Annotated in this window: 11 protein-coding genes and 1 other annotated feature; all 11 genes read left to right on the top strand. The window is 38.0% G+C overall.

The genetic code is table 11. The annotated features are described in order from the left end of the window. Positions 1 to 104 precede the first annotated feature (104 nt). The 11 genes from MKY49_RS15740 (at position 105) to MKY49_RS15690 (ending at position 15,853) form a co-directional block, all read left to right on the top strand. Entirely contained in the window at positions 105 to 1,553 is a 1,449-nt protein-coding gene (locus MKY49_RS15740; RefSeq protein WP_274793957.1) for an S-layer homology domain-containing protein, read from the top strand. 18 nt (positions 1,554 to 1,571) lie between these two features. Next, positions 1,572 to 4,490, top strand: coding sequence for an S-layer homology domain-containing protein (locus MKY49_RS15735; protein WP_274793956.1), 2,919 nt, complete (start codon positions 1,572 to 1,574; stop codon positions 4,488 to 4,490). A 232-nt stretch (positions 4,491 to 4,722) separates the two neighbouring features. Continuing rightward, positions 4,723 to 6,087, top strand: coding sequence for a glutamyl-tRNA reductase (gene hemA, locus MKY49_RS15730; RefSeq protein WP_274793955.1), 1,365 nt, complete (start codon positions 4,723 to 4,725; stop codon positions 6,085 to 6,087). Positions 6,088 to 6,255: 168 nt separating this feature from the next. Continuing rightward, positions 6,256 to 7,083: a cytochrome C assembly family protein gene (locus MKY49_RS15725; RefSeq protein WP_274793953.1), complete on the top strand. Its 828-nt coding sequence runs from the start codon at positions 6,256 to 6,258 to the stop codon at positions 7,081 to 7,083. A gap of 18 nt (positions 7,084 to 7,101) precedes the next feature. Then, a complete protein-coding gene (gene hemC, locus MKY49_RS15720) occupies positions 7,102 to 8,034 on the top strand; it encodes a hydroxymethylbilane synthase (RefSeq protein WP_322611645.1) in 933 nt (310 codons plus the stop codon). Continuing rightward, positions 8,024 to 8,785 carry a uroporphyrinogen-III synthase gene (locus MKY49_RS15715; protein WP_341386630.1) on the top strand — a complete coding sequence of 254 codons (762 nt, stop codon included), beginning with the start codon at positions 8,024 to 8,026 and terminating at the stop codon, positions 8,783 to 8,785. The genes hemC and MKY49_RS15715 overlap by 11 nt, the downstream gene beginning before the upstream one ends. Next, positions 8,782 to 9,762 (top strand): porphobilinogen synthase, encoded by a 981-nt coding sequence (gene hemB, locus MKY49_RS15710; protein WP_274793950.1) that lies wholly within the window; start codon positions 8,782 to 8,784, stop codon positions 9,760 to 9,762. Before MKY49_RS15715 ends, hemB begins: the two co-directional genes overlap by 4 nt. Continuing rightward, complete coding sequence (gene hemL, locus MKY49_RS15705) at positions 9,763 to 11,055, top strand: glutamate-1-semialdehyde 2,1-aminomutase (protein WP_274793949.1); 1,293 nt, start codon at positions 9,763 to 9,765, stop codon at positions 11,053 to 11,055. A 244-nt stretch (positions 11,056 to 11,299) separates the two neighbouring features. Then, positions 11,300 to 11,746, top strand: a complete 447-nt coding sequence (locus MKY49_RS15700) for a CoxG family protein (protein ID WP_274793948.1) — start codon at positions 11,300 to 11,302, stop codon at positions 11,744 to 11,746. Between the two features lie 92 nt (positions 11,747 to 11,838). After that, positions 11,839 to 12,594, top strand: coding sequence for a valyl-tRNA synthetase (locus MKY49_RS15695; protein WP_312506764.1), 756 nt, complete (start codon positions 11,839 to 11,841; stop codon positions 12,592 to 12,594). 272 nt (positions 12,595 to 12,866) lie between these two features. Then, positions 12,867 to 13,126: a binding site (T-box leader), on the top strand. Positions 13,127 to 13,207: 81 nt separating this feature from the next. After that, positions 13,208 to 15,853 carry a valine--tRNA ligase gene (locus MKY49_RS15690; RefSeq protein WP_341386629.1) on the top strand — a complete coding sequence of 882 codons (2,646 nt, stop codon included), beginning with the start codon at positions 13,208 to 13,210 and terminating at the stop codon, positions 15,851 to 15,853. Positions 15,854 to 16,119 lie beyond the last annotated feature (266 nt).

The raw sequence follows: 16,119 nt of genomic DNA, 5'->3' as shown, positions 1-16,119 counted from the left end.
GGCTACTTCGCATAGGCAAAATGTTCGAAAGACGAGCAGATTTTTAGTCATTAAAATATGCTTCATTATGCATAACAGTGCACAGTGAAAGAAAGGACAAGCGAATGCAAAAATATTTAGCCAAACTAATGGTAGTCGTTCTTGTTATTTGTTTAATGGGAACTACTATTTCGTTCAATGCATCGGCTGCTTCATTAGAAACAACTGGTGCAGTAAAAAATGAGTATACATATGAAGAAGCTGTCTTCCTATCAGGGTCACCTGTTATTTTTAAGGGCACTAGTAAAGATATTAAAATTACACAAAAGGAATCTAAAGGCAGATTAACTGAAACTTATAACATGAAGTTGACAGGTAATAATGGAGCCACATTGACAAGAAATATCGCCTATGAATCTGATGTTGTTGACTATGCAGTTCTTGGTCAAAAAACGTCTAATGGTGAGGTAAAGAAATACACTGAAAAAATTACAATTGGAGCGATTACTTATACGTTAGTTGATTATCAATTTTCTCAAGGAACGGTGACAGATAATCGAGCTGCCTCTGATTATTATTCGGGGAATGTAATCTCTAGAAAAACCTATGCTTTTGAAACAGGAAAAGGGAAAAACGCTGTCCAAAACACAGTAACGATTGAAACCGATAGTCGCCATGCGGGCTATGAAAACTTCTGGGGAGCAACAGAAACTCAAATCACAGAGTCTGTTTATTCCTACAGTGATGGCAAAACAAGCCATGTAAAAAACCGCTTATCTACAAGTAAATCTCGTGTTTTAAATTATGAGGAGAATCTTGGAAGCTTGGGTAGTTTTGAGGGTGGCTATGCAGTTGTAAGTGAAAAAGATGTTATTTCTGAGTACACGTACGACTTATCTTCAGGACAAAAAGGGACGCTTGATTTAGATACAGAATACATGCCAACTATTGAACGTCTTATTATCCCTAAATTCCGTGATTTAACAAACCATTTTGCTAAAGAAGCGATAGAAAAAATGTATTCACTAGGTATCTATTCAGATGCAAGTAATTTCTTCTCTCCAAATACACCAATGAAACGTATAGATTTTACTACGGCAATCGGTAAAGCCGTAGACTTACGTGTATTTGAAGAAAAGAAATCGAAAAAGACTCCTACTACAAGTGTGTTTAAAGACTTAAAGCGTACGGTTAAAGATTATGGCTATATTGAATCGGCATTAAATAAAGGCATAATAAAAGGCGTTTCAGCTGACTACTTTAAACCAGATAATGCCATTACAAGAGCACAAGCAGCTACTATTTTTGTGCGTGCTTTAGGACTTGAAAATAGAGCGCCTGATCCTGGCTATCTAACGAAATTTACAGACAACAATCAAATTCCAAACTATGCTAGAGACGGCATCTATATTGCAAATGAACTTGGGTTAATGATTGGTGATTCCGCTGGCCGTTTTAATCCAAATAAGCCGCTAACTCGTGCAGAGGCTTCTCTTGTCCTTGAGCGATTCTTAAAATATTTAGAAGATGATCTAAAACAAAACTATCGTGATGATATCTTGTTCTTTAACTAAAGAAAGGACTGAACATTAATGACATATGTAAAAAAAGCATTGCTCTCTTTGCTTTGCTTCATGTTACTACTGATGACGGCAACACCTGTTGTCACGCAAGCAGCTACCACAATAAGAGATGTTCCTTCAAATAGTAATAATTATAAGGCTATTTCCTGGGCAGTGGACAATGACCTCATGTCCTTGAACAGTGCTAATAACTTTTTACCAGATGAACAAGTAACTGATCGAGAGCTTGTGCTAATGTTTGCCAAGCTAGATCGTAATTATGCGTTATCTTATATTGATAGTGTTGCCTATAATTTCTACAGTGAATTTTATTTACCATTTAACGGCACACATGTGAATGCTAATCGTTCAAAAGCGGTGACACGAGGCCAATTTGCCCAGATCTACGCTGCATTCAAAGGTTTAGATTTAGATGAACCACAGGCTGTACAATATTTATATTCGAATGATCTTTCTACCAGTGGTACAGGTAAAAAGACTTTTGCTAGCTTTAATCCATCTACTAAATTAACACGTGCGGATGTTGCTACATTTTTATATAGAGCTGTTCAAAATGGCAATTTTGCTGTACAAGGATTAAAGCGAAGTGCTGCTGGCCGTGATAATGATAGCATTACGTTACCACCAGGTTTCATGGGATCTAACAGTGCTGATTTTGAAGAACCAAAAGATAACTCAAATGACTTTACTGGACCAGAATATGTAAATAATGCATTGCAAAGCATTGTAGTTGAAAAACCGGATTTAATCGCAAATGATGTGGATTCTACACTTGTGACGGTATCGTTAAAGGCTTGTAATGGTGACCCAATTGCGGATGATAAATCGTATACATTCAAAGTGACGTCATCCTATGGGACAATTGTGGATACATCCGGTGAAGCGGTTAAAACGGTTCAATCTGATGGCTCCACTGTATCTGCTATCGTAATCGCACCATCACTAACAAAATCTGTCCGTGATACGATTTCTTTTGAGCTAGTTAATAATACAGACCCTGCTATGAAGTGTTTAGTGGGGGAGAAGTTAAATGCAGAAGTGCGTTATGCACCACAGCCAGAACTACGTATTGATTACCAAGTATATGATCCAACAAATACAGATGATAATGGTAGTGTAACACCTCCTTATGTTCCATATGAAAAATTGCCAGAGTTCTTTACTCAAAACTTAATTGATGTGTATGCTCCAGTACCTTTAGATCCTGACTCTGATGAAAAGTTATTTAGTATTGGTCAGCAAACAAATGTAACGGATGCTTTAGGGAACGTACAAAATGTTTATTTGCGCTACGGTGGATCTGATCCTAGGTACCCAGCGTTAGGATATGAACATGCAATATTACAATTTGAAAACTATGATATCTCAGTATACTTATTTGAAGAGCTCTTAAATCGCCGTTTTGATAACTCAGTAACAACGCCTGCCAAAACTGAAATTATGTATATGATTTCTGATGATGGACGACCAATTTATCGTGTTCAAGGGATTGATGATGATATTGCTTCTCAGGTAGAAAATATTAATCCGGTCGGAGCTATCATTCAGCTTATGAATCATATGCCAAACGAAAAAGATTTAACATTAGAGCATTACGATAGTGTGATGAAGATTTATGCAATCTTCACAAACTTAAGTAACTATGACCGAACTGTGTTATTAAAATATCAGGGCGGGAAATTACTTGGACAAGTGGAAGCCTATAAAAAACGTGTTGAAGCATTGAAAGAAAGTGCTGATGCTGCATCAAGACCATCAGGGAAAGATCGATATACTAAAGTTATGGTGACTTTAGTTCGTCCAGGTGGGGAGCCCGTTTCGGACTATCAGGGAACGGTCAAAATTAAATTTGATGGAGTAGAAAAAACAGCGTCGTTTATAACAAATACTTCAGATCCATTAAATAATACAGGTAGTCCAGGTACGGCCGTCGCTTACTTTGACTCAATTATTTATGGAAAATCTAAAGTAGAGGCAACGCTCGTTAATCCATTAGATCCACGCTATGCAACAATTTTGAAGGGCTTAAAAGATAAGACAGTAACGAAAGAAATATTTACGAATCCATACTTTAGTAAAAACTCTTGTTCTTTAGCAACGGAAATTGCCTATGTAGTGGATTATTCTTCTTCGATGAAGGCGGTTGATCCAACAAATTACCGTGGTAAAAAGATGATTGAATTGATCAATCAAATAAAGGCAAAAAATAATATTGTTATTGAAACGAATACAAAAGCAACTGTTCTAGGTGAAGGTACGACAGAAAATGTACTGAAAAAAGATCTTTATAAAGCATCCAAAGATAAAGGTGCGACGGATATTTTTGCCGGCATTGATATCGCCTTAACTAAATTCTCTAATGATACTAAAACATCGAAGGCCATTGTTGTTGTTTCGGATGGTAAAACAAGTAAATCTAAAATGACTAAGGCGATCAATGAAGCGAAAAAGCAAGGTGTGAAAGTTTATACAATTAGTATGGGCAAGAAATCACAAATCAATGATGCTACGTTAATGCAAGTAGCAGAGCAAACTGGCGGCGCTTATTTCCACGCCATTGATAATTTACAATTGCATCAAGTATTCCAAAAGCTAGTTGATACAATTTTATGTAAAACACCAGCTTCGAGCTGTATCAATCCTGAAGATTTATTTGAAGAAACAAGCGTTTCGCTACGAAAAGGCTATATTACTATGAGTGCTCGAATTGATGGTAATTGTTCTAATGTTGCAAAGATGAATGTACGCTTCAATTCAGTTAGTGGAGATGTACAGTTTGATTTACAAAAACGTAGTGATTCAGTTTATATGCTAACGAAAACAGTACAAACTATGCAGGACTTTAAAGTTAATAATGACATTGAGTTTATAGCCTATGATAAAGATGGTAATATTATTGCAATGAAAACTGTCACAATGACAAATTAAGAAAATACTGATCACAAATTTACTGTACCTCAATTGTTAGATTGATCTAACAATTGAAGGTGCAGTTTTTTAATTTGAAACAAGACGTATAATTTGTTACACTTAGTTTATAATAATTCTAATGTAGATGACGAATGACAGTTCTTCATGACATGTTCACAAATTATACGTGAACTATTGTCGAACTGTGCTATAATGAGATTTGTGAATTAGAACGTGTGAGGTGTTATTCATGCATACCATCGTAGTAGGCTTGAATTATAAAACAGCGCCTGTTGAAATACGTGAGAAGTTATCATTCATAGAGAGTGAACTACCACAAGCAATGGAAGCGCTGCAAAAGCAAAAAAGTATATTAGAAAACGTTATTGTTTCGACATGTAACCGTACAGAAATATATGCTGTTGTGGATCAATTGCATACTGGACGTCATTTTGTGAAACAATTTTTAGCGAACTGGTTTGACTTGCCTGTGGAGACATTTTCTTCCTATTTAACAATTCGAGAAGAAGATGAGGCAATCGAACATTTATTTAAAGTGACTGCAGGGATCGATTCAATGGTTCTTGGGGAAACACAAATTTTAGGACAAGTAAAAAAAAGCTTTTTAAGTGGACAAGAGATTGGCACAACAGGAACGGTATACAATCAGCTATTTAAACAAGCGGTAACATTTGCTAAGCGTGCTCATAATGAAACAGCAATTGGTGAGAATGCGGTATCCGTTTCCTATGCAGCAGTAGAATTAGCAAAGAAAATTTTTGGCTCTTTACAACGCAAGCATGTAGCTATTTTAGGTGCAGGGAAAATGGGAGAGCTTGCGATTGAGAACCTTTATGGTAGTGGTGTAGGAAAAGTTACGGTCATTAACCGTACGTTTGAAAAAGCAGAAAGCCTAGCCGCTAAATTCCATGGGGAAGCTAAATCAATGAAGGAATTACAATGTTCATTATTAGAAGCAGACATTTTAATTACTTCTACAGGTGCAACAGATTATGTCATTGATTATGAGTTAATGCAATTTGTGGAACGTTTACGTAAAGGTAAACCTTTATTTATGGTAGATATTGCTGTTCCACGTGACATTGATCCACGAGTAGGCGACCTGCCAAATGTTTTCTTGTATGATATCGATGATTTACAAGGAATTGTCGAGGCGAATTTAGCAGAGCGTGAACGTGCTGCTGCTGATATTACGGATATGATTGGTAATGAAGTTGTGCAATTTAAAGATTGGGTAGCAACACTAGGCGTCGTACCAGTGATCTCAGCTTTGCGTAAAAAGGCTAATCGAATTCAAGAAGAGACGATGACTAGTATCGAAAATAAAATGCCAGATTTAACGGAACGTGAACGTAAAATTTTAAGTAAGCATACAAAATCTATTATTAATCAATTGTTAAAAGAGCCAATCTTACAAGCGAAAGAAATGGCAAATTCACCAAAAGCAAATGAACAGTTACGTTTATTCCAACAAATTTTTGGTATAGAGGATGCTGTGGAAGCTGAAGTTCAAGAGATGACGAAGCAAGAGCTTGAGCGCAAAGAACGCGCAGAGGCTTCTCAAACTTCCGTTGAACCAAAGTACTCTTTCTAAATATCTGATGCGTCGCATACACAAATGTACGATAGTGTTGACGCTATTGGATTTCTACTGATATTACATGAGGCGTTTTCGTATCTGTATGGTAAACTTAGGATACGAAAACGTTTTTTTGTTTTTGTATAGTAATTTTACAATTTCACTATAAAGAAGGGATGTCTATTGGCTGATTTGACCATGACGAGGCTTTATGAAGTGATGATCGTCTTGTATGCGATCAGTCTAGTTTTTTACTTTACTGATTATTTCTATAAGCAAGTGCGAGCAAGACGAATAGCTTTTTGGCTTGTTTCATTTGTATGGATGATTCAAAGCGCTATTATCATTTTAACGTTTGTGGAAACGAAGCGTTTTCCGATCTTATCTTTGTCAGAGGGGATTCTCTTTTACTCCTGGTTACTTGTGACGCTATCGATCATTCTACATTGTATAGCTAGGGTTGATTTGCCTGTATTTATTATTAATATACTAGGGTTTTTATTCGCTAGTATATTTACTTTTATGCCAAAACGTCCTACAGGCGCTGTTGGGGATACATTAATTTCGGAAATGCTTTTTATTCATATATCATTTGCGATATTGTCCTATGCCGCATTCACGTTAACATTTGTGTTTGCCATATTATACTTAGTTTTATATCGTTTGCTGAAAAAGAAAAAGTGGTCACATCTATGGACAAGGTTACCATCCTTACAGCAGACAAGTAGCTGGATGAATATGTCATTTTTTATTGGAATTCCAGTTTTATTTATAAGTTTAATATTGGGCTTTGAATGGGCACTATTAACATTAGAGAGTCTTTCGATTTTCGATGCAAAGATCATAGGGTCCTTCATCATTTTAATTTTGTATTGCGTTATCTTATATGTGAATCGCAAAAGCAAGCTGACAGGTACAACTTATGCATGGGTACATATATATGCCTATTTATTAGTTGTTGTGAACTTCTTCTTAGGAAGCAGTTTATCGCGATTCCATTTATGGTATTAGAAGAAAGGTTGGAGACTGTTGAGAAAAATTATTGTAGGTTCTAGGAGAAGTAAGTTGGCGCTAACTCAAACTAATTGGTTTATCAATGAGTTAAAAGAGGCTGGTGCACCATTCGAATTTGAAGTGAAAGAAATCGTGACCAAAGGTGATCAAATTTTAGATGTACAGCTATCTAAAGTTGGAGGGAAGGGATTGTTTGTTAAAGAAATAGAGCAAGCCCTTTACGATAAAGAAATAGATTTTGCTGTTCATTCTATGAAAGATATGCCTGCTGTATTGCCAGATGGCTTAGTAATTGGTTGTATTCCTCCACGTGAAGATGCACGTGATGCATTTATTTCAAAAGGACATATTAAATTTGCAGATCTTCCTGCTGGTGCTGTAGTGGGGACAAGTTCTTTGCGCCGTAGTGCACAGCTATTAACAGTACGCCCTGATATCGAAATAAAATGGATTCGAGGAAACGTTGATACGCGTTTAGCTAAGCTGGAAGATGAAGAATATGATGCGATTATTTTAGCAGCAGCTGGTTTGAAACGATTAGGCTGGAGTGATGATGTCGTTACTGAATTTTTACCAGTAGAAGATTGCTTGCCAGCAGTAGCACAGGGCTCTCTAGGAATTGAATGTCGCGCAGATGATGAGGAGCTATTGGCTGAATTAGCAAAGCTTACTGATCAATTAACATGGCAAGAAGCACATGCAGAACGCGCATTTTTAGCAGCAATGGATGGTGGCTGTCAAGTACCTATCGCTGGTTACGCCACTTCAAATGGGGATGAAATTACTTTAACAGGCTTAGTTGCCGCTCCAGATGCATCTGTTATCTATAAGGAAACAGTAGTGGGGACAGATGCACAAAAAATTGGAGAAGAGCTTGCAGCAATATTAACAGAACAAGGTGCATTCGAATTAATTCAGCGCGTAAAGGCTGAGCAAGATGCAAAATAATTTACCTCTAAAGGGTAAAACAATCGTTTTAACTGGTACATCTAAGACAGCTACTATTGAAGATGACATCACAACATTAGGTGGCCATGCTGTAATTGCCCCATTAATTGAAACTTGTGAACGATTGGGCAGTAATGATGCTGAGCAATTGAAAAAGGCATGTCAATTTGATTGGATTATATTTACTAGTCAAAATGCTGTCGATGCTTTTGCTAGTAAGATGCAACAGCACCAATTTAGGGTCGATAATTTTAGAGGGAAAATTGCCTCTATAGGGACAAAAACAACATCAGCGTTAGAAAAGCTTGGCTTTGAAGTGAGCTTTATGCCCTCTGTATTTAGTGCTGATATTTTCGTTAAAGAATTTCCGACTGTAGCGGGTAGCTGTCCGAGTTGCCTGTTTATACGAGGAGAAAAGGCGAAAAGTACACTAAAGGATGGACTGCCGTTTGATTTAGTTGAGTGGACAGTTTACGAAACGGTGGAAAGACATGATCAGACATCTGTTATTATGAATTGTATTCATCACCAACAAGATGTTACTGTGATTTTTGCTAGTCCTTCAGCGGTTGATGTATACGCAAAGGATGTAGCGTCACAGATTGGCTGGCAAGCAACGCGTATCGCAGCCATCGGTCATATTACAGAAGCGGCTCTTGAACAATACGGTGCTACTGTGGATATTATGCCAAGTGTATATACAATGCAAGCAGTCATCGAAGAAATTATGAAAGTAGGGGACAAATCATGACAAAATTACAATTTCAAAGACATCGTCGCTTGCGTACGAATGCGACAATGCGATCAATGGTAAAAGAAACATATTTACATAAAGAGGACCTGATCTATCCTATTTTTGTAATTGAAGGCGAGAACATTAAAAATGAAGTACCTTCTATGCCTGGCGTTTTTCAATTTTCATTGGATAAATTGGAAGTAGAAATTGATGAGGTTGTAGCTTTAGGCATACCTGCAGTTATTTTATTTGGGTTACCAGCTGAAAAAGATGCTGTTGGAACAGGTGCGTTCCATGATCATGGTATCGTTCAAGAAGCGACTCGTTTAATAAAAAAACGTCATCCTGAGCTATTAGTTATTGCGGATACATGTTTATGTGAATTCACAGATCATGGACATTGCGGATTAATAGAAGGCGATCAAATTTTAAATGATCCTTCATTAGACGTGTTAGCCCGTACCGCTGTATCACAAGCAAAAGCAGGAGCGGATATTATTGCTCCATCTAATATGATGGATGGTTTTGTTGTAGCGATTCGTGCAGGACTTGACGAAGCAGGATTTGAACATATTCCAATTATGTCTTATGCAGTCAAATATGCATCTAGCTACTATGGTCCATTCCGTGACGCTGCAGATGGAGCTCCTCAATTTGGCGATCGTAAATCCTACCAAATGGATCCATCGAACCGCCTAGAGGCATTCCGTGAGGCAGAATCAGATATTGAAGAGGGAGCAGATTTCTTAATTGTGAAGCCGGCTCTTAGTTATTTAGATATTATCCGAGATATGAAAAATAACTATCCATTACCGCTTGTTGCCTATAATGTTTCTGGTGAATATGCGATGATTAAGGCGGCAGCTATAAATGGCTGGATTGAAGAGAAAAAAGTTGTGCTTGAAACATTATTAGGCATGAAACGAGCAGGCTCTGATTTAATCATCACGTATCATGCAAAAGATGTTGCACGTTGGTTGGAGGAGAAATAAATGACACGTTCTTACGAAAAATCAAAACAAGCCTATGCTGAGGCGGTTCAGTTAATGCCAGGTGGTGTTAGCAGCCCAGTACGTGCATTCAAATCAGTGAATATGGACCCGATTTTTATGGAATCTGGCCATGGTGCGATCATTAAAGACATTGACGGCAATGAGTATATTGATTACGTACTATCTTGGGGTCCATTAATTTTGGGACATACACATCCAGAGGTAGTCAAAGCGATTGCTGACACAGCAGCAAAAGGTTCATCCTTTGGTGCGCCAAGCTATACAGAAAATCGTTTAGCTCAATTAGTATTAGATCGTCTACCAGGCATGGAAATGATTCGCTTTGTTTCTTCAGGAACAGAAGCTACAATGTCTGCGTTACGTGTAGCTCGTGGGGTTACAGGGCGAGATAAAATTTTAAAATTTGAAGGTTCTTATCATGGTCATGGAGACTCTTTATTAATTAAAGCAGGTTCAGGAGTTGCGACATTAGGTTTACCTGATAGCCCTGGTGTTCCAGCAGATATTGCACGGAATACGTTAACAGTTGCCTATAATGATTTAGAAGGGGCAAAAGTTGTTTTCGAAAAATTTGGTGCAGAGCTAGCAGCAGTGATTGTAGAGCCTGTTGCAGGGAACATGGGTGTTGTACCACCAAAACCAGGTTTCTTAGAAGGTTTACGTGCACTTACATCTGAGCATGGCGCGTTATTAATCTTTGATGAGGTAATGACAGGCTTCCGTGTAGACTACGGTTGTGCACAAGGTTATTTTGGGGTAACGCCTGATATCACTACATTAGGTAAAGTTATTGGTGGAGGCCTCCCTGTAGGTGCATTTGCTGGGAAAAAAGAGATTATGGAGCAAGTAGCCCCTGCAGGACCGATTTATCAAGCGGGTACATTATCAGGAAACCCGTTGGCGATGACGGCTGGCTATGAAACGTTATCACGTTTAGATCACGGAACATATGATTACTTTAAACAATTAGGTGATCAGCTAGAGGCTGGTTTCCGTGAGGCAGCTACGAAATACAATATTCCACATACAGTAAATCGTGCTGGCTCGATGATTGGTTTCTTCTTTACAAATGATGAGGTTGTTGACTTTGCCTCAGCTAAAACATCCGACTTACAATTATTCGCGGAATACTTCCGATTGATGGCAGAGGAAGGCATCTTCCTACCACCATCTCAGTTTGAGGGATTATTTATTTCTACAGCTCATACGGAAGAACACATTACTAAAACAGTAGATGCATTCCATAAAGTGTTTGCGCAATTAGCGCGATAAAAATGAGAGAGCATGATAGAAGAATTTCTATCATGCTCTTTTTTGATGACCAAAATGGAAAATAAGGTAGTGCTTGAGGAATGAATGAGAAAAATGAGGAACTAGCATATATTAACTAGTAAGCAAGATCATCTATACTGGATGAAGGACCTGTTTTTGTCAAAATTATATCTTTCAGCATAGCCAAATTGTGGGCGAAATCGTTTATAATATAGCTATTCATAAAAGAAAGTAGTGAATTGATATGGCAACAGGCACACATACAGTCGAAGTACCCGTAGGAATTGATCATGTATGGGATTTCGTCAGTGATATGGAAAAATGGGCAAAACTTGTCCCAGGTTATAATGCACATGAAATGATTGATGATAAACATTCAACATGGACATTTAAAGGTAATGTTGGTGTTTTGAAAAAAACAGTAGAAGTAGAAATTATCATTTTAGAATGGGTAGCGCCCTCAAAAGTAACATTCGAATTAAAGGGGCTTTCTGATAATTTTACTGGAAATGGCTATTTCCTTGCAGAAAGCATTGATGCTGAAAATACAAAAATGACAGGTTTTTTAGAAGTAGTCGCTGGCGGCTTGGCAGGACCTGTTTTAAATCCAATTTTTAAACCGATCGTTCCAAAAGCAACACAAATGTTAACAGATCGTGTAGCGAATAAAATTAAATTAGTACATGTTTAATTGAATGGAAGATCATTCATAAAATGGCATGCTAGATGAAATTCTCTAGCATGCCATTTTTTTACTAGAATGCTCTTATCGTTGTATGTAACTTGAAGCATTCTAGCATACTACCCTCCCAATTGTCATATGATGCAAAGGGAGGGATTATTATCGAACAAAAAACATGGAATATGCGCGAAACATTTTGTTTTCCTGGATACGGCTGCCCAACTGAAATAGCAGCAGTGCAAATTAAGCCTCAGTGGCAGGCAATGCAGTTAGAGGATTCACTTCGACTTATGGGCATCTACCACATCACCGCTCACGTTCGCTTTGATTTTCAAGATATGGAAGCATTTACAGACGATGAAGAACTAATTACAATTGATGCCCTTGATATCCAAGGCGATACTGGTTATTTTGAGTATGCTGTACCTTTACATGTGGATTTACCAAAAGAATCGGATCTTAAAGATTTAATGGTCAAAGATATTCGTCCTAGTCTAACAAATCAAATGTGTCAGCTTGAGTGGACAGTAACAAGTATTTTTAATGAATATGAGCCCATTGTTGAAAAGGATATGTTAGACAGTCAACATCTCTCTGTTCAAGCCTTCGAGCAAGAAAAGGCGATTGCTACGATTGAAGAAAGTATGCATATAGAACAACCCCAAGCCGTAGCAGCAGCTTCACGCCAAGAGAAAGTGACAACAGTAGACCAAAAAGCAGTGATGAGGGAATCCTCCAGTCATATTGTTGTGCGTGAATCCAGCTCCTGGCATGAAGTGCCTTCCATGATTTGGGACCTTACAGAAGAATATACACCGCTTAAAGTCCGTGTTTCAAATGATGTCTTTCAAAAGTAAATAGCAGAGAAGTAGCAGGAGCAATAAGAAGATTAGATCACCTGATGTTGGCACAATAATGACACGGATAAATTGAAAAGCACAAATGGGTACGATAATAGTTCTACAATAAAAACGAACCTGCCGTAGCCAAGGTGGTAAAAGCCAAGGGTTATACTTGCGTCGTCGCATTTGAATACTCACTTCCTTTCTATTTACTTTACTCTTACTAAAAGATGACTAAATCACTTGAAAAATGACACGTTTCTGCGGTACAATAAGGAAAATCAAATACAGATGCTATGATGGGGAAGAGTAAATTATATTTACATTTTCAGAGAGGAAACGGTTGCTGAGAAGTTTCTATTTGTACGTAATTGAAGGTAGCCCTTGAGCAGCTTTAGTGAACTAATAGTAGTTAAAGCCGGTTAAACACCGTTACCGAATTAAGAGCCAGTAATTTAGGCTGAGAAAATGTGATTTATTTACATTTATCTTATCTACTGCTGGAATTAAAGGTGGTACCGCGAACTAAAACTCCTTCGTCCTTTTTGACGAGAGGAGTTTTTTTGTTGGGTAAAAAAATGAACAGCGTTATTTTACCAACATTCTACAGACATTAGGAGGAGTCAATATGACAGAAAACATTTTAATGCCAACAAAATATGACCCGCAGTCCATAGAAGCAGGTCGCTATGAATGGTGGTTGCAAGGGAAATTTTTCGAGGCACAGCCTGAAAGCGGGAAAAAACCCTATTCGATCGTTATTCCACCACCAAATGTAACAGGAAAATTACACCTTGGTCATGCTTGGGATACAACATTACAAGATATTCTTATTCGTATGAAACGAATGCAAGGCTACGATGCACTATGGCTACCAGGTATGGACCATGCAGGTATTGCCACTCAAGCTAAAGTAGAAGCGAAACTGCGTGAAGATAATATTACACGTTATGATTTAGGTCGTGAAAAATTCCTTGAAAAAACATGGGAATGGAAAGAAGAATATGCTGGACATATTCGCGATCAATGGGCAAAGCTTGGCCTTGGATTAGACTATACGCGTGAACGTTTCACATTAGATAGTGGTCTTTCAGATGCTGTTAAAACAGTGTTTGTTCAATTATATGAAAAAGGTTTAATTTACCGTGGTGAACGCATTATTAACTGGGACCCTGCAGCGAAAACAGCATTGTCAGATATCGAGGTAATATACCAGGATGTGCAAGGTGCCTTTTACCATATGAAATATCCTTTAGCTGATGGTTCAGGATATGTGGAAGTTGCCACAACACGTCCAGAAACAATGCTAGGTGACTCTGGGGTAGCAGTTCACCCGAATGATGAGCGCTATAAGCATTTAATTGGTAAAACGGTTATTTTACCGATTGTAGGCCGCGAAATTCCAATTGTTGCAGACGATTACGTTGACATGGAATTTGGTACTGGGGTTGTTAAAATGACTCCTGCCCATGATCCAAACGACTTTGAAGTAGGTAACCGTCACAATCTAGAGCGCATCCTTGTCATGAATGAAGATGGCACAATGAACGATCTTGCTGGTAAGTATAAAGGAATGGACCGTTTCGAATGCCGTAAGCAAATCGTTGCTGATTTACAAGAAGCAGGCGTGCTAATCCGAATTGAAGAGCATATGCATTCAGTAGGACACTCGGAACGTTCAGGTGCTGTTGTTGAGCCATATCTTTCAGCACAATGGTTCGTTAAAATGCAGCCACTTGCTGATGCTTCCCTTGAACTACAAAAGGACGCAGAAGGGAAAGTAAACTTCGTACCAGCTCGTTTTGAAAACACATATTCTCGCTGGATGGAAAATATTCGTGATTGGTGTATCTCTCGTCAATTATGGTGGGGTCATCAAATCCCAGCTTGGTATCATAATGAAACAGGCGAAATCTACGTAGGGAAAGAAGCCCCAGCTGATGCAGAAAATTGGACACAGGATGAAGATGTCCTAGATACTTGGTTCTCATCTGCACTATGGCCGTTTTCTACAATGGGCTGGCCGGATGAAGCGAATGAAGAATATAAACGCTATTACCCAACAAATACACTTGTAACGGGCTATGATATTATTTTCTTCTGGGTATCTCGCATGATTTTCCAAGGTTTAGAATTCACAGGTCAACGTCCATTCCAAGATGTATTAATTCACGGCTTAGTACGTGATGGCGAAGGACGTAAAATGAGTAAATCACTTGGCAATGGTGTTGATCCAATGGATGTTATTGAACAATATGGTGCTGATTCATTACGTTACTTCTTAGCAACAGGTTCATCACCTGGTCAAGATTTGCGCTATACAACCGAAAAAGTAGAGTCAGTATGGAACTTTGCTAATAAGATTTGGAATGCATCACGTTTTGCGCTTATGAATATGGACGGTATGACATTTGATGAAATCGACTTAACAGGTGAAAAATCCGTTGCTGACAAATGGATCTTAACGCGCTTAAATGAGACTATCGAACGTGTAACTTCTCTTGCAGAACGCTATGAATTTGGAGAAGTAGGCCGTGAACTTTACAATTTCATTTGGGATGATTTCTGTTCTTGGTATATTGAAATGGCGAAATTACCACTTTACGGTGAGGATGAAGCAGCTAAAAAGACAACTCGCTCTATTTTAGCTTACGTTCTAGATCAAACAATGCGTCTATTACATCCATTTATGCCATTCATTACAGAGGAAATTTGGCAGCACTTACCGCATGATGGTGAATCTATTACTGTGGCTGCATGGCCAACAGTACGTGAGGACCTTCATTTTGCTGATGAAGCAGATAATATGAAGCTCCTAATGGATATTATACGTTCAGTACGTAATATTCGTGCGGAAGTGAACACACCAATGAGCAAAAAAGTACCGTTATTTATTTCAGCAAAAGATGCTGCAACAGTGGCGATTCTTGAGGCGAATAAAGCTTATTTAGAAAAATTCTGTAATCCTGATACACTAACAATTGGTGAAGGCTTAGAAGCGCCAGGTCAATCAATGACGGCAGTTGTGACAGGAGCACAAGTTTTCTTACCACTTGTTGGACTTATTAACCTAGAGGAAGAAATCGCTCGCCTTGAAAAAGAGTTAGAGAAATGGGCAAAAGAAGTGAAGCTTGTTACAGGTAAGCTATCAAATGAGAAATTTGTATCGAAAGCACCTGAAGCATTAGTGAATGCAGAGCGTGAAAAATTAGCGGATTATGAAAGTAAACATGCCGTTGTTTTAAAACGTTTAGAAGAGTTAAAAAATATGTAAGCTAGAAGCAATGGATGAGGAAAGTCATCCATTGCTTTTTTTGTGCGGCTTAGGAAAAACATATAGTGTTATTTACAATAATCTTGGATTTATATATCAATACTAAAAAGAACTTCCACTGATAAATAATGACGTCAAATTATTTTAGACAATATGGGTGCTTTTCTAGATGCTCACCAGATGCATAAACAAAAGAGAGTGCTAACATGCAGTCGCTCACTGCGTGTTTTTTAGAGTTTTGACATTTAGCTATGTTATTAAATGAT

This window comes from Lysinibacillus sp. FSL M8-0134 (assembly GCF_038069745.1).
Taxonomy (GTDB): domain Bacteria; phylum Bacillota; class Bacilli; order Bacillales_A; family Planococcaceae; genus Lysinibacillus; species Lysinibacillus irui.
The sequence above is the reverse complement of the archived record's forward strand: the minus strand, read 5'-3'. Positions and strand labels throughout refer to the sequence as shown.

Coding starts and splice junctions, on each gene's coding strand:
- MKY49_RS15740 (WP_274793957.1), top strand. CDS start 105: ATGCAAAAATATTTAGCCAAACTAATGGTAGTCGTTCTTGTTATTTGT.
- MKY49_RS15735 (WP_274793956.1), top strand. CDS start 1,572: ATGACATATGTAAAAAAAGCATTGCTCTCTTTGCTTTGCTTCATGTTA.
- hemA (WP_274793955.1), top strand. CDS start 4,723: ATGCATACCATCGTAGTAGGCTTGAATTATAAAACAGCGCCTGTTGAA.
- MKY49_RS15715 (WP_341386630.1), top strand. CDS start 8,024: ATGCAAAATAATTTACCTCTAAAGGGTAAAACAATCGTTTTAACTGGT.
- hemB (WP_274793950.1), top strand. CDS start 8,782: ATGACAAAATTACAATTTCAAAGACATCGTCGCTTGCGTACGAATGCG.
- hemL (WP_274793949.1), top strand. CDS start 9,763: ATGACACGTTCTTACGAAAAATCAAAACAAGCCTATGCTGAGGCGGTT.
- MKY49_RS15700 (WP_274793948.1), top strand. CDS start 11,300: ATGGCAACAGGCACACATACAGTCGAAGTACCCGTAGGAATTGATCAT.
- MKY49_RS15690 (WP_341386629.1), top strand. CDS start 13,208: ATGACAGAAAACATTTTAATGCCAACAAAATATGACCCGCAGTCCATA.